This window comes from Pseudomonas sp. (genome assembly GCF_051660785.1).
Taxonomy (GTDB): Bacteria; Pseudomonadota; Gammaproteobacteria; order Pseudomonadales; family Pseudomonadaceae; genus Aquipseudomonas.
Genome location: NZ_JBOFQE010000072.1, coordinates 1 through 14,329, shown reverse-complemented (window position 1 = coordinate 14,329; position 14,329 = coordinate 1). Strand labels below are relative to the sequence as shown.

The window sequence follows — 14,329 nt, the reverse complement described above, 5'->3', positions numbered from 1 at the left end:
CGGCTTGCTGGCGATGGCGGCCGCACTGGCGACGTATGGCTCGCGGACCTCATCGCCAGCAAGCCGGCTCCTACAGGGGGTTGTGTGCATGAAGGGCTATCCGCGATAGATCAGCCCCGAGGCCTTCTCGTTACGCAACGTCAGGTGTTCCATGCCCTGCCCCGGCGCATCCGCTTCGTCGCGGGCCTTGAGGATCACCCCGTGGTGCGCTGACTTGCTGCACACCGGATCGGCATTCTCGGCATCGCCGGTCAGCATGAACGCCTGGCAGCGGCAGCCGCCCAGGTCCTTGTGCTTTTCATCGCAGGAGCGGCACGGCTCTTTCATCCAGTCATCGCCACGAAAGCGATTGAAGCCGAATGATTCGGTCCAGATGTGCGAGATGCTGTGCTCGCGCACGTTGGGAAACTCCACCGGCAACTGCCGGGCGCTGTGACAAGGCAACGCCGTACCGTCCGGGGTGATGTCGAGAAACAGGTTGGCCCAGCCGTTCATGCAGGTCTTGGGGCGTTCTTCGTAGTAGTCCGGGGTGACGAAGATCAGTTTGCAGGGATGGCCCTGGGCCTCGAGACGCTCGCGGTATTCGTTGGTGATGCGCTCGGCGCGCTGCAATTGTGCACGGGTCGGCAGCAGGCCGACGCGGTTGAGCTCAGCCCAGCCGTAGAACTGACACGTGGCGAGTTCGACGAAGTCCGCCTCCAGCTCCAGACACAGGTCGATGATCTGCGCGATCTGGTCGATGTTGTGCCGGTGGGTGACGAAGTTCAGCACCATCGGGTAACCCTGGGCTTTCACTGCCCGGGCCATCGCCAGTTTCTGCGCGAAGGCTTTGCGCGAGCCGGCGAGCATGTTGTTGACCTGCTCGTCGGCGGCCTGAAAGCTGATCTGGATGTGGTCCAGCCCGGCGACCTTGAAGTCGTGGACTTTTTGCTCGGTCAGGCCGATGCCCGAGGTGATGAGGTTGGTGTAGTAACCCATGTCCCGCGCGGCTTTGATCAGCTCGGCGAGGTCCTGGCGAACCAACGGTTCACCACCGGAAAAACCCAGTTGCGCCGCGCCCATCTCCCGCGCTTCGCGAAACACTCGAATCCACTCTTCGGTGCTCAGCTCCTCGCCTTGCTGGGCGAAATCCAGCGGGTTGGAGCAATACGGGCATTGCAACGGGCAGCGATACGTCAGCTCTGCCAGTAACCACAATGGCGGACCCGGTGGCTGTTCGATCAGGTTCACAGGGCGATCCCCCGGTGCCAGACATTCTCAGTGGTCACGGTGTGATACGGCGGGCGCCCCAGTTCGTAGGCCATGCTCATCGCGTCGAGCATGCTCCACAGCACGTCGAGCTTGAACTGCAGAATCTCCAGCATGCGTTGCTGGCCTTCGACCGTGACGTAGTGCGCCAGGGTAATGCGCAAACCATGCTCGACATCGCGCCGCGCCTGGCCCAGGCGCGTGCGGAAATAGTCGTAACCGGCCGGGTCGATCCACGGGTAATGGGTGGGCCAGGCATCGAGACGGGACTGGTGGATCTGCGGCGCGAACAGCTCAGTGAGCGAACTGCTGGCCGCTTCCTGCCAACAGGCGCGACGGGCGAAGTTGACGTAGGCGTCCACGGCGAACCGTACGCCGGGCAGGACCAGTTCCTGGGAGAGGATTTGCTCACGGTCCAGTCCCACCGCCTCGCCCAGGCGCAGCCAGGCTTCGATGCCGCCTTCACTGCCGGGGACGCCGTCGTGGTCGAGGATGCGTTGCAGCCATTCACGGCGTACGTCGCGGTCCGGGCAGTTGGCGAGGATCGCGGCATCCTTGAGCGGGATGTTCACCTGGTAATAGAAGCGATTGGCGACCCAGCCCTGAATCTGCTGGCGGGTGGCGCGGCCGGCGTACATGGCTTGGTGGAAGGGGTGGTGGATGTGGTAACAGGCGCCTTTGGCGCGCAGGGCTTGCTCGAATTCGGCGGGGGACATGGGCTTGTCAGTCATTGCGGTTCTCCTGGAGGCTCTGCGGTGTCTGGTCTGGCCTCATCGCGAGCAGGCTCGCTCCCACATTGGTTCTCTGTTGTTCGCACACTTTGTATCCAGTGGAGATTCCCTGTGGGAGCGAGCCTGCTCGCGATGGGGCCATGAGCTACAGCTCAAGACTCATGCCATCAAAAGCCACCTCAATCCCCCGCCGCTCCAGCAACGCCCGCTCAGCCGAATCTTCATCGAGGATCGGGTTGGTGTTGTTGATGTGGATCAGCACCTTGCGCTGGCGGCTGAACCCCTCCAGCACCTCAAGCATCCCGCCAGGACCGCTCTGCGGCAGATGCCCCATTTCGCTGCCCAGGCTCTGGCCGACTTCGCACACGCGCATCTCGTCGTCGCGCCACAAGGTGCCGTCCAGCAGCAGGCAATCGGCGCGCTGCATCCAGCTCAAGACTTCGTCGTCAATTTGCCCAAGGCCCGAGGCATAGAACACGCTGGCGCCACTGCGCAGGTCTTCGATAAACAAACCGATGGTGTCGCCCGGCTGCGGATTGCCGCGATTGGGCGAGTACGGAGGTGCATTGCTCACCAGGGGAATCGCGCGAAACTGCAGGTGCTCGCAGGCCGCGATGCTGAACGGTTCACGGTCCAGCCCCACCGGTTGCCACTGCAAACCGCCGTTCCAGTGTTCAAGCATGGTGAACAATGGAAAGCCACTGCTCAGATCCTGATGGACGCGTTCAGTGCACCAGACCGAGTGCGGGCAGCCTTCGCGCAGGCTCAGCAGGCCGGTGCAATGGTCGATCTGGCTGTCCAGCAGCACCACCGCGGCGATCGCCGTATCGCGCAAGCGACGGGCCGGCTGCAGCGCCGGGAAACCTTCAAGCTGCGCGCGGATGTCCGGTGACGCATTGCACAGCACCCACTCCACACCGTTGTCGCTCAGGGCAATCGACGACTGCGTGCGCCGTTGCGCCCGCAGGCTGCCATTGCGCATTCCGGCGCATTGGCGGCAGTTGCAGTTCCATTGAGGAAAACCGCCACCAGCGGCGGAACCGAGAACGCGGATGTGCATGGGAGCCTCCAGAAGGCAGGCCCGGCCAGCGCTGCGGCTGGCCGGGTGAACAATCAACGGTTGGCGAAATACATCGTCACTTCAAAACCAATGCGCAGATCGGTAAACGCGGGTTTATTCCACATGGGTCAATCCTCTTCTTGTGCCGGGAAATTCCGGTAAAGCCATTAATGCACGGGGTGCCGAGTGGTCGAATGCTACTTTGGAACGAGATGGCGGCGTGCGTTGGTAGGGGGTGTTGCACAGTTTTTTGGTACACACAAAACCACTGTGGGACCGAGCCTGCTCGCGATGACGGAGTGACAGTCAACAGAGGTGTTGAATGTTCTGGCCTCATCGCGAGCAGGCTCGCTCCCACAGGTTTCGGTGGTGTTTTTGAGAGGGTTAGAAGAACCCCATCGGGTTGATGTCGTAGCTCACCAGCAGGTTTTTGGTCTGCTGATAATGGTCGAGCATCATCTTGTGGTTCTCACGGCCGACACCGGATTTCTTGTAGCCACCGAACGCGGCATGGGCCGGGTACAGGTGGTAGCAGTTGGTCCAGACGCGCCCGGCCTTTATCGCCCGGCCCATGCGGTAGGCGCGGTTGATGTCGCGGGTCCACAGCCCGGCGCCGAGGCCGAACTCGCTGTCGTTGGCAATCGCCAGGGCTTCAGCTTCGTCCTTGAAGGTGGTGATCCCCACCACCGGGCCGAAGATTTCTTCCTGGAACACGCGCATTTTGTTGTGGCCCTTGAGCAGGGTCGGCTGGATGTAATAACCCGTCGACAAGTCGCCCTCAAGACGCTCGGCCGCACCGCCGGTGAGCAGTTCGGCGCCCTCGTCCTGAGCGATTTTCAGGTACGAGAGAATCTTGTCGTATTGCTGCTCGGACGCCTGGGCGCCGACCATGGTGTCAGTGTCCAGCGGGTTGCCGCGCTTGATCTTGACGATCTTCTGCATCACCACTTTCATGAAGTCGTCGTAGATCGATTCCTGCACCAGCGCTCGGGACGGACAGGTGCAGACTTCGCCCTGGTTGAAGAACGCCAGCACCAGGCCTTCGGCGGCTTTTTCGATGAACTGTGGTTCGGCGTTCATGATGTCTTCGAAGAAGATGTTCGGCGACTTGCCGCCCAGCTCGACGGTGCTCGGAATGATGTTCTCGGCCGCGCATTTCATGATGTGCGCGCCAATCGGGGTAGAACCAGTGAAGGCGATCTTGGCGATGCGCTTGCTGGTGGCCAGCGCCTCACCCGCTTCGCGACCGAAACCCTGGACGATGTTCAGCACGCCGGGGGGCAGCAAATCGGCGATCAGCTCGGCGAAGACCATGATCGACAGCGGCGTCTGCTCGGCGGGTTTAAGCACCACACAGTTGCCGGCAGCCAGGGCCGGGGCGAGTTTCCACGCGGCCATCAGCAACGGGAAGTTCCACGGGATGATCTGCCCAACCACGCCCAATGGCTCGTGGAAGTGATAGGCGGTGGTTAGCTCGTTGATCTCGGCGGCGCCGCCCTCTTGAGCGCGGATACAGCCGGCGAAATAGCGGAAATGGTCGGCGGCCAACGGCACGTCGGCATTGAGGGTTTCGCGCACGGCCTTGCCGTTGTCCCAGGTTTCGGCGACGGCGAGGATTTCCAGATTCTGTTCGATGCGGTCGGCGATTTTCAGCAGCACCAGCGAGCGGTCTTGCGCCGAGGTCTTGCCCCAGGCATCCGCTGCGGCATGGGCGGCGTCGAGGGCTTTTTCGATGTCGGCGGTGCTGGAGCGCGGGAATTCGGCGATCACTTCACCGGTGACCGGTGAGGTGTTGGTGAAGTACTCACCATTGACCGGCGCAACGAACTCGCCGCCGATGAAATTGCCGTAGCGCGGTTTGAAGGAAACGACGGCGCCGGGTGTTCCGGGTTGTGCGTAGATCATGGTGGGCCTCTGTCTGGGTCGATGCCTGTCGGGCAAACAGGCGATGAACCGATAGTAGAGAGCCCCGCGCGCCAGACGAATGCGCCGTTGGCAGGGGGACTCTCGTTATTTGGTAGTAGGTTTGCGCACATCTACCTGTGGCAAATCTCCCCCTGTGGGAGCGAGCCTGCTCGCGATAGCGGTGTGACAGTCGACATGGATGTTGAATGTGCTGTCCTCATCGCGAGCAGGCTCGCTCCCACAGGGTTAAGCGGTGAGCTCAGGGTCAGTGCTTCGCCACCACCAGGTCTTTCGGCAGCTTGAAGGTCCAGAGCATCCCGCCCTGGTTAAAGTCCTTGATGCGCTTGGCCACTTCACCGCCCCACAGCGGAACAGCACCACCCCAGCCGGAAAGCACCGAGACGTACTGCTCACCGTCCATTTCCCAGGTCACAGGCGAGCCGAGGACGCCGGAGCCGGTCTGGAATTCCCAGACTTTCTCGCCGGTCTTGGCGTTGAAGGCCTGGAGAAAACCTTCCGGCGTGCCGGTGAACACCAGGTTGCCCTTGGTGGTCAGCACCCCGCCCCACAGCGGCGCGAAGTTCTTGTGGCGCCAGACTTCCTTGCCGGTTTTCGGGTCGATGGCGCGCAGCACGCCGATGTAGTCGTCATTCAAAGGTTTGATGGTGAAACCGGCACCGAGGAACGCCGCGCCTTTCTTGTAGGCGATGCCTTCGTTCCAGATGTCCATGCCCCATTCGTTGGACGGCACGTAGAACAGCCCGGTGTCTTTGTTGTAGGCCATCGGCATCCAGTTTTTCGCACCGAGGAACGCCGGGGCGACGAACACCGAACTGCCCTTCGCTTCGGAGCCTGGCGCGCCAGGTCGGCTGGCTTCGTTGTAGATCGGCCGGCCTTCTTTATCCAGACCCGTGGCCCAAGTGATCTTGTCCACGAACGGGAAGCCGCGAATGAATTTGCCGTTGGTGCGGTCCAGCACGTAGAAGAAACCGTTGCGGTCAGCGGTCGCGGCGGCTTTGATCTCTTTGCCGCCTTCGGTGTAGTTGAACGAGACCAGCTCGTTTACGCCGTCATAGTCCCAGCCGTCGTGAGGTGTGCTCTGGAAGTGCCATTTGATGGTGCCGTCGTCCGGGTTGAGCGCCAGACGCGACGAGGAGTAGAGGTTGTCGCCAGGACGCAGGTGCGAGTTCCACGGTGCCGGGTTGCCGGTGCCGAACAGCAGCAGATTGGTTTCCGGGTCGTAATACCCGCCGAGCCAAGGGGCTGCGCCGCCGGTCTTCCACAGATCGCCGGGCCAGGTCTTGCCCGCTTCACCGCCGGAGATGCCATTTTCGACCGCTTTGCCGTCCTTGTAGGTGTACCCCATGTGGCCTTCGACGGTAGGTCGAGTCCACAGCAAGTCGCCGTTTTTCGGGTCGTAGGCTTCGATCTTGCCCACCACCCCGAACTCGCCACCGGCCACACCGGTGATCAGTTTGCCGTTGATCACCAAGGGCGCGGCGCTGATCGAATAGCCTTCCTTGTGGTCGGCGACTTTCTTGCTCCAGACGACTTTGCCGGTGTCCTTGTTCAGGGCCACGAGCTTGGCGTCGAGGGTGCCGAAAATCACCAGGTCGCCGTACAGCGCGACGCCACGGTTGATCACGTCGCAGCAGGGACGGATGTCATCGGGCAGGCGTGCATCGTATTGCCAGAGTTTCTTGCCGGTGCGCGCATCCACCGCAAACACCCGCGAGTAGGAACCGGTCATGTACATCACGCCGTCCTTGATCATCGGCTGTGCTTGCTGACCGCGTTGTTTTTCACCGCCGAAGGAGAATGCCCAGACCGGCCGCAAATCCTTCACGTTGTTGACGTTGAGCGTGTCCAGCGGACTGTAGCGCTGACCCTGGACGCCCAGACCGTTGGTGACGATCTGCTCCGGGTTCTTGGGGTCCTGGAGAATGTCTTGATCGGAGACGCCGGCCAGCGCGGTGCCGGACAGCAGCATGGCACTGAGCAGCACGCTTAGGACGAAGGGTTGGCGACGTGCGGGGTGGGTCATGACGGCTACCTCTGCGGTTTTTGTTATACCCGGGAAATTTTCCCGGTCTGGTGCAGATTCTTCGGCGCCGCCGCCCTTGGAACAATTGCCCGCAGTGTTGAGAATGCTAGTTCCTTAGTACCGGGTCGGAGGAGATCAACACAAGTCCCCTGTGGGAGCGAGCCTGCTCGCGATGGCGGTGTATCAGCCGACATCAATGCTGAATGTGAGGGCCTCATCGCGAGCAGGCTCGCTCCCACAGGGTTTTGTGTTGATCATTTGCTCGCGGCGGAATCGACACGGGACATTTGGCCGCGCTCGTAACGCGGGTACAGATGGCTGACGCTGCGGATCAGCTCGTAACGACTCAGTCTGATCCCGGCAAACCGCTCGGGAATAGGGCTGCGGATCATCTCGGCCATGTCGCTGCCGTTGGCTGCACCATCACGCATCAGCTGATCGAGCCAGGTGAGGTAGTCGCGCATCTGTTCGAACGGCTGTTGATCCGTGGCCACCGGGCCATGGCCGGGAACGACCAGTGTCCACGGCAAACCCTGCAAGGTCGCAATGTCCGCGAGCCACACCGACAGCCCCGGACTGTTGGGCGTGGTCAGCGCCCGCTGGTAAAACACCAGGTCCCCGGCAAACAGCACGCCGGTTTGCTGGTCGAGAACAGCCAGATCCGCGCCAGTGTGCCCACCCAGACTCAGCAGGCGCAGATCGTGATTCCCAAAACTGTGTACGCCGGGCGTCAGCGTCTGGGCTGGCAGCAGCACTTCGGTGCCACGCATCCAGTCCCCCACCATCCGATACATGTTCTCGGCCATGGCGTCACCCTGCTGATGCAACAGCTCGGTGGTGCCGGCCAGCGCGCCGATCGGCACGTCACTGAAGGCCTGATTGCCCAGCACATGGTCCGGGTGGTGATGGGTCAGCAGCACCTGGATCACCGGTTTGTCAGTGATCGCGGCAATGGCTTTGCGCATCGCTTCGCCGTAGCGTTTCGACGGCCCGGTGTCGATCACCACCACGCCACGTTCGGTGACGATAAATGCGGTATTGACGATGTTGCCGCCGTTGGCCTTGGCGAAATTGTCGGTGCTGCCTTCCAGCAGCCAGGTGTCTTCGGCGATTTGCCGGGGTTTGAGTGCGTAGTCAAGGTCGGCCAGGGCCGGCAGGCTCAGACTCATAAATAACAGCAGCATCCAGCGCATCACGCGCTCCTTGGGGTCAGGGTATGGCCGCATCAAATTGATTGCCGCTGTTGTCGCGCAGCAACAGACGCGTCTGCCCTGCCCCTTCGATGTCGAAGGCCAGGCTGGGGTTTTCGCTGACGGCGGGAAACAGCTCCAGCCGGGCCAGAAGTTGATTGTTTTGGCCCCGCAGCTCGGCGTGATTGATGAAGAATTCCGGGATGCCGCTGACCATGCCGTTGTCCATCGGGTGCGCCACTTGCATGCGCACACGGCTGAACTCGCCACGGGGATAACGACCGCCCAGCACTTCGCCGATGTGCTCTTCCCAGCCCGGCTGGGTGCGCACCACACTCGACGCGGTGCAACCACCGCCGGCCGCGTCGATCAGGGTCGAGCCGACATGCCAGAGGCCGTCGCGGGTCAGTACCGCCGCACGCAATGGCGTGGCCTGCTCGATACGGATGCGAATCGACAGCCAGGGCAGCACGCGGTCCAGTGGCTGGAAATCGACAATTTTCGGCAAAGGGTTGAGTTCAGCCCAGGCGAGGATTTTCACCACCTCGCCCTTGAACGCACGTGCGTCGATTTCCAGAGGCACTTGCCGGGCGTCTTCGGCGAACGGCGGCGCCAGCAGCTTGACTCGGTCATCGAACACGAACGGCGCATCGCCCAGCATCTGCTTGTGATAGAAGGCCCACATCACCGAGGGCACCGGGTCGATGTCGGTGGCATGCGCGGCGATGGGTAACCAGCAGGCCAACAGGCAACTCAATCGCCAGTTCACTATTGATACATCTCGGGCACGTCATAGCGCAGGCCGTAATGGCCATAAATAGTTTTGACCGCACCTTCGCGGACCAAGGCTTCCAGCGCCTCTTCCACGGCATAGGCCAGTTGACGGTTGCTTTCGTGCACCGCCATGCCGATCTCCCACAGCTGCTTGCCCATGTTCGGGTAGGCGTTTTCCGCCAGGGCCACTTGCGGATCGTTGGCTTCGTGAACCTGCCAGTCGATCTCGCCGCGCATGGCCATGACCGCGTCGACTTCGCCGGCCTTCATCGCCGCAAACGCCTGGGGCACGCCGGGATAGTGATGGGTTTTACCGGCAAGCATGCCGTTGAACACCGAGGTCAGGTAGAACGACGGCACGCTGTCGACTTCGACGCCGATCGGGTGATGCTCGAACACGGCAACGCTGCCCACCGATTCCAGACGGCGACGGTCATAGGCGACCTGCCATTGTTCGTTCTGGTACGGCCCGAACATCACCACGTGGCCGTTTTCCAGCTCACCCAGTTCATTGCGTTTCTGCGCGTAATCGCGGTCGTACGGCACGCGCATCATCAGGTCGGCCAGTTGCAGATCGTGCAGCTGACTGGCCCGCCAGATGTAATCGCGCAGGTCGTCATCAAGCTTTTCGCCGGCAGGCGCCCAGATCAGCGTCAGGCGTACACCCAGCGCTTTGGCCAAGGCTTCGGCGAGTTCGACATCAACCCCCCGGGCCTTGCCGGCGTCTTCAAAACTGTAGGGGGCGAAGTCCTTGTAGACCGCCACTTTCAGCACCCCGGCGGCGATCATTTCGTCATAGGTACGGACCTGCGCCTGCACTGCCGGGCAGCACAGCAACACAGCGCTGATCAACACAGCGAGCAGGCGCATGGGTTACTCCTCGACGTGGACACTGTCCAGGTAAGTGCGCACGGCCCACAGGGCTTCCTGACTCAGGTAATCGGCCATCTTCGGCATGTACACCCGACCGTCGCGCACAGCACCGTGACGCACGCGCTCGACGAACCATTCATCACCCGCCTCGGCGACATCGAGCATGCGCAAATCGGGGGCAATGCCGCCGGATTTGGCCTCCAGGCCATGACAGGCCGCGCAGTTCTGGTTGTACGCCGACGAGCCGATTTCCACGGCCTTATCGCGTTCCGCAGAGGTGCGATACGGGTTCACCGCCGCCCACCCATCACCATCCACCTGCACGCCGGAGTCCTTGATCGGGGTCAGGCCCGTGGTGGCGACAGCATGGGGGACCACGTCGCCGTGGGCCCAGACCGAACCTGCGCTGATAAAACCGGCCAGCAGTCCGGCAACGAGCAAGGCGTTGCGTTTTGTTGTCATTGTTATGCCCTCAAGATTGCACGCAAAACCTCTGTGAAGAGGCTATGGCACCCATCTTGGTACGGGCTTCGCACAATCCCCATGCTGCTTTGGTGGCCGCCATCTAGTCCCTTGGTAGTAGCGCTTGGGGCGCACACCCGGATGCGTTACGACCTTGGTACTGGCCCATCAGTACTTTCTGCATATTTCCCCGCCCGTTCAGGCTTCCTATGCTGGCGCTACCTGTAATGGAGTGCCGATATGCGTCAGCTTGCCCCTTACGCCCTGATCTACCTGCTGGCGATTGCCTGCGCCGCCGGACTGGCGACCCAGAGCCAGGCCGCGGATGCGCCGTTGCAGGTGCAGATCGGCTACCTGAGCTATCGGCCCGACCCCGGTCCGTTGCTGTCTAACGTGATTCCCGAACCGGTCGATGCCGGTCTTCGCGGTGCCGAACTTGCGATCACCGACAGCAACAGCACCGGGCGTTTTCTCAACCAGCGTTACAGCCTGGTCAGCGTCAACGCCGACAGTGCGGAGGCCCTGATCCAAGCGGCCAAGGCCCAGCATGCACAGGGTCTGCGCCTGTTTGTAGTGAATGCACCCGTGGAAAGTTTGCGCCAACTCAGCGCCGTGCTGCCCGACAGTTTGCTGTTCAACGCCGGCAGCCCCGACGACAGCCTGCGCACCACCGACTGCCTGCCGAACGTGCTGCACAGCCTGCCGAGCCGGGCGATGCTTGCCGATGCGCTGGCGCAATTTCTGGTGGTGCGCAAATGGCAACGGGCGCTACTGATCGTCGGCCCGACCCCGGACGATCAGGCCTACGCCGCCGCCCTGCGCCGCGCCGCCAAACGCTTCGGCCTGAAACTGGTGGCGGAAAAAGCCTGGAGCTTCGATAACGATCAGCGTCGCAGCGCCCAGGCCGATATGCCGCTGTTCACCCAGACCGCCGAATACGACGTGGTGCTGGTCGCGGACGAACGCGGCGACTTCGGCGAATACATGCCCTACCAGACCTGGTACCCACGGCCGGTTGCCGGCACTCAGGGCCTTACCCCGGTGGGCTGGCACAAAACCGTGGAGACCTACGGCGCCGCGCAATTGCAGAAGCGCTTCGAAGCCCTGGCCGGGCGCTGGATGAATGACCGCGATTTCGCCGCATGGATCGCCGTGCGCAGCATCGCCAGCGCGGTGAGCAAACTGCGTCAGGTCGATCCGATGGCGATTCGTACGCTGGAAATCAGCGATCAATTGCCGCTGGATGGCTTCAAGGGTCGCAAGCTCAGTTATCGCCCCTGGAACGGCCAGTTGCGTCAGCCGATTCCCATCGTCCAGCCCCGGGCGCTGGTCAGCACATCGCCGCAGGACGGGTTCCTGCACCCCTTCAACGAGATGGACAGCCTCGGCTACGACAAGCCCGAGGTCAGCTGCCGCTTTCCCTGATCCGGCTCTTCACAACAACGACAAAAACAAAAAGGAATCCGCCATGCGCCGCACCCTGCTCTGCCGCTCCCTACTTTTCGGGGCCCTGCTGCTCGCCGCCGGGCACGCCGCGGCCAGCACCGCCTGGGTCTCCAACGAAAAGGACAACAGCCTCAGCCTGATCGACCTGCAGACCCTGCAAGTCACCGACACCCTGCCCGTCGGCCAGCGCCCGCGCGGTTTGCTGCTGTCCCACGACAACAAGCTGCTGTACATCTGCGCCAGCGACTCGGACCGGGTCCAGGTGATGGACGTCGCCACGCGCAAGATCATCAAGGAACTGCCCTCGGGCAAAGACCCCGAGCAGTTCGCCCTGCACCCCAACAACCGCTGGCTTTACGTCTCCAACGAAGACGATGCGCTGGTGACCGTGATCGACACCGAAACCTCCAAGGTGCTGAGCCAGATCAGCGTCGGCGTGGAACCCGAAGGCATGGCCGTCAGCCCCGATGGCAAATGGGCGGTGAACACCAGCGAAACCACCAACATGCTGCACTGGATCGACACCAGCACCCAGACCCTGGCCGACAGCACCCTGGTGGATCAGCGGCCGCGTTTCGTCGAGTTCGCCCCTGACGGCTCCAAGCTCTGGGCCTCGGCGGAGATCGGCGGCACGGTGACCATTCTCGACGTCGCCACCCGCCAGGTCCTCAAGACCCTGACCTTCCAGATCAAGGGCGTGCACCCGGACAAGGTCCAGCCGGTGGGCATCAAACTCAGTGCCGACGGCAAGTATGGTTTTGTCGCGCTCGGTCCGGCCAATCATGTGGCGGTGATTGATGCCAAGACCTTTGAAATTCTCGATTACCTGCTGGTCGGCCGCCGCGTGTGGCAGATGTCGTTTACCCCGGATCAGAAGCAGTTGCTGGCCACCAACGGTGTCAGCGGCGATGTGTCGGTGATCGATGTCGACAGCCTCAAAGTCACCAAATCGGTGAAGGTCGGGCGCTATCCGTGGGGCGTGGTGGTGACGCCATGAACGCACTGGAAGTCAGCGAGCTGAGCTTCGCCTATGGGGCGCGGGAGGCGTTGCGCCAAGTGAGTTTCAGCCTGGCGCCGGGGCGTTTCGCGGCGCTGTTGGGGCCGAATGGCGCGGGGAAATCGACGCTGATTGCCTTGCTCACTCGCCTGTACGATTTGCAACGCGGTGACATCCGGGTGGGTGGCTGTTCGTTGCGCAATGCGGCACGTCCGGCGCTCAAGCAACTGGGCGTGGTGTTTCAGCAAAGCACACTCGACCTGGACCTCAGCGTCGAACAGAACCTGCGTTATCACGCCGCGCTGCATGGCATGTCCCGGCGCCAGACCGGCCTGCGAGTCGACGCCGAACTGGCGCGTCAAGCGCTGACCGAACGCCGCCGCGAGCGGGTCCGCGAACTCAATGGCGGGCACCGTCGCCGGGTGGAAATCGCCCGCGCCTTGCTGCATGAGCCACGCCTGTTGTTGCTCGACGAAGCCAGTGTCGGCCTCGATCCAGCCAGTCGTCTGGCGCTCAATCAACACATTCGTGGCCTGTGCCGCGAGCAGAACATCAGCGTGCTCTGGACCACCCATTTGCTGGATGAAGTGCAGCCGAGCGACGACTTGCTGATTCTTCATCAGGGTCGCCTGGTCGCCAGCGGACAGGCTGATGCCTTGAGCCAGGAACATGGTGGTGATTTGGGTTCTGCCTTCAACCGCCTGACCACATCAGGAGCCGCCCAATGAATGGTTATTGGCAATGCTTCAGCGGCATCGTGCTGCGCGAATGGCTGCGTTTTGTGCTGCAACGCACGCGGTTTCTCAGTGCGCTGGTGCGCCCGCTGTTGTGGCTGCTGGTGTTCGCCGCCGGGTTTCGTGCAGCGTTGGGGATCGCGATCATCGAGCCTTACGACACTTACATTCCTTATGAGGTCTACATCATCCCGGGACTGGCCTGCATGATCCTGCTGTTCAACGGCATGCAAGGTTCGCTGTCGATGGTCTACGACCGGGAGATGGGCAGCATGCGCGTGCTGCTGACCAGCCCCCTGTCCCGGACCTTTCTGCTGTGCAGCAAACTGTTGGCCACTTCGCTGATTTCGCTGTTGCAGGTGTATGCCTTTCTGGCGATTGCCTGGGTGTATGGCGTGCAGCCGCCGGCCATGGGTCTGTTGATCGCCTTGCCAGCGTTGCTGCTGGTGGCGTTGATGCTCAGCGCACTGGGCCTGCTGCTGTCCAATGCGATCCGGCAGCTGGAGAACTTTGCCGGGGTGATGAATTTCGTGATCTTCCCGCTGTTCTTCCTGTCGTCGGCGTTGTACCCGCTGTGGAAAATGCGCGAATCCAGCGAGTGGTTGTATTGGCTGAGCGCGGTGAACCCGTTTACCCACGCGGTGGAGCTGGTGCGGTTTGCCTTGTATGAACGGTTCAATCCGTTGGCGCTGGCGGTGTGCATCGGGCTGACACTGGTATTCGCGCTGTTGGCCGTACTCACCTTCAACCCGCAACACGCAGCACTGCGCAAAACCAGCTGACACCACAAATCCCTGTGGGAGCGAGCCTGCTCGCGATAGCGGAGTGTCAGTCTGAATGTCACTCCGCTATCGCGAGCAGGCTC

14 protein-coding genes are annotated in these 14,329 nt (G+C 62.0%); 4 read left to right on the top strand and 10 right to left on the bottom strand.

Annotation, left to right across the window (positions count from 1 at the left end; all coding sequences use genetic code 11):
* Nucleotides 1–96: 96 nt before the first annotated feature.
* The 10 genes from pqqE to pedF all read right to left on the bottom strand — a co-directional run bounded on the left by pqqE (nucleotide 97) and on the right by pedF (nucleotide 10,287).
* Nucleotides 97–1,230, bottom strand: coding sequence for a pyrroloquinoline quinone biosynthesis protein PqqE (gene pqqE / locus ACRC4F_RS18680; protein WP_438660676.1), 1,134 nt, complete (start codon nucleotides 1,228–1,230; stop codon nucleotides 97–99).
* A complete protein-coding gene (gene pqqC / locus ACRC4F_RS18675; protein ID WP_438660675.1) occupies nucleotides 1,227–1,979 on the bottom strand; it encodes a pyrroloquinoline-quinone synthase PqqC in 753 nt (250 codons plus the stop codon). The genes pqqE and pqqC overlap by 4 nt, the downstream gene beginning before the upstream one ends.
* 145 nt (nucleotides 1,980–2,124) lie before the next feature.
* The gene (gene pqqB / locus ACRC4F_RS18670) at nucleotides 2,125–3,039 is read right to left on the bottom strand and encodes a pyrroloquinoline quinone biosynthesis protein PqqB (protein ID WP_438660674.1); all 915 of its coding nucleotides are present in this window, start codon (nucleotides 3,037–3,039) and stop codon (nucleotides 2,125–2,127) included.
* Between the two features lie 53 nt (nucleotides 3,040–3,092).
* A complete protein-coding gene (gene pqqA / locus ACRC4F_RS18665) occupies nucleotides 3,093–3,164 on the bottom strand; it encodes a pyrroloquinoline quinone precursor peptide PqqA (protein ID WP_010455123.1) in 72 nt (23 codons plus the stop codon).
* A 259-nt stretch (nucleotides 3,165–3,423) separates the two neighbouring features.
* Nucleotides 3,424–4,944, bottom strand: coding sequence for an acetaldehyde dehydrogenase ExaC (gene exaC / locus ACRC4F_RS18660; protein WP_438660673.1), 1,521 nt, complete (start codon nucleotides 4,942–4,944; stop codon nucleotides 3,424–3,426).
* 265 nt (nucleotides 4,945–5,209) lie between these two features.
* Nucleotides 5,210–6,988 (bottom strand): PQQ-dependent methanol/ethanol family dehydrogenase, encoded by a 1,779-nt coding sequence (locus ACRC4F_RS18655; protein ID WP_438660672.1) that lies wholly within the window; start codon nucleotides 6,986–6,988, stop codon nucleotides 5,210–5,212.
* A 254-nt stretch (nucleotides 6,989–7,242) separates the two neighbouring features.
* Complete coding sequence (locus tag ACRC4F_RS18650) at nucleotides 7,243–8,181, bottom strand: quinoprotein relay system zinc metallohydrolase 1 (RefSeq protein WP_438660671.1); 939 nt, start codon at nucleotides 8,179–8,181, stop codon at nucleotides 7,243–7,245.
* Between the two features lie 16 nt (nucleotides 8,182–8,197).
* Nucleotides 8,198–8,947, bottom strand: a complete 750-nt coding sequence (locus tag ACRC4F_RS18645) for a quinoprotein dehydrogenase-associated SoxYZ-like carrier (protein WP_438660670.1) — start codon at nucleotides 8,945–8,947, stop codon at nucleotides 8,198–8,200.
* The gene (locus ACRC4F_RS18640; RefSeq protein WP_438660669.1) at nucleotides 8,947–9,822 is read right to left on the bottom strand and encodes a substrate-binding periplasmic protein; all 876 of its coding nucleotides are present in this window, start codon (nucleotides 9,820–9,822) and stop codon (nucleotides 8,947–8,949) included. Before ACRC4F_RS18640 ends, ACRC4F_RS18645 begins: the two co-directional genes overlap by 1 nt.
* 3 nt (nucleotides 9,823–9,825) lie before the next feature.
* Nucleotides 9,826–10,287, bottom strand: coding sequence for a cytochrome c-550 PedF (gene pedF, locus ACRC4F_RS18635; protein WP_438660668.1), 462 nt, complete (start codon nucleotides 10,285–10,287; stop codon nucleotides 9,826–9,828).
* A 240-nt stretch (nucleotides 10,288–10,527) separates the two neighbouring features.
* Here pedF and ACRC4F_RS18630 point away from each other — a divergent pair, with 240 nt between their 5' ends.
* The 4 genes from ACRC4F_RS18630 to ACRC4F_RS18615 are packed head-to-tail and all read left to right on the top strand — an operon-like array spanning nucleotide 10,528 to nucleotide 14,246.
* A complete protein-coding gene (locus tag ACRC4F_RS18630; RefSeq protein WP_438660667.1) occupies nucleotides 10,528–11,712 on the top strand; it encodes an ABC transporter substrate-binding protein in 1,185 nt (394 codons plus the stop codon).
* A 43-nt stretch (nucleotides 11,713–11,755) separates the two neighbouring features.
* Entirely contained in the window at nucleotides 11,756–12,730 is a 975-nt protein-coding gene (locus tag ACRC4F_RS18625) for a YVTN family beta-propeller repeat protein (protein WP_438660666.1), read from the top strand.
* A complete protein-coding gene (locus tag ACRC4F_RS18620) occupies nucleotides 12,727–13,458 on the top strand; it encodes an ABC transporter ATP-binding protein (RefSeq protein WP_438660665.1) in 732 nt (243 codons plus the stop codon). The genes ACRC4F_RS18625 and ACRC4F_RS18620 overlap by 4 nt, the downstream gene beginning before the upstream one ends.
* Entirely contained in the window at nucleotides 13,455–14,246 is a 792-nt protein-coding gene (locus ACRC4F_RS18615; protein WP_438660664.1) for an ABC transporter permease, read from the top strand. Before ACRC4F_RS18620 ends, ACRC4F_RS18615 begins: the two co-directional genes overlap by 4 nt.
* Nucleotides 14,247–14,329 lie beyond the last annotated feature (83 nt).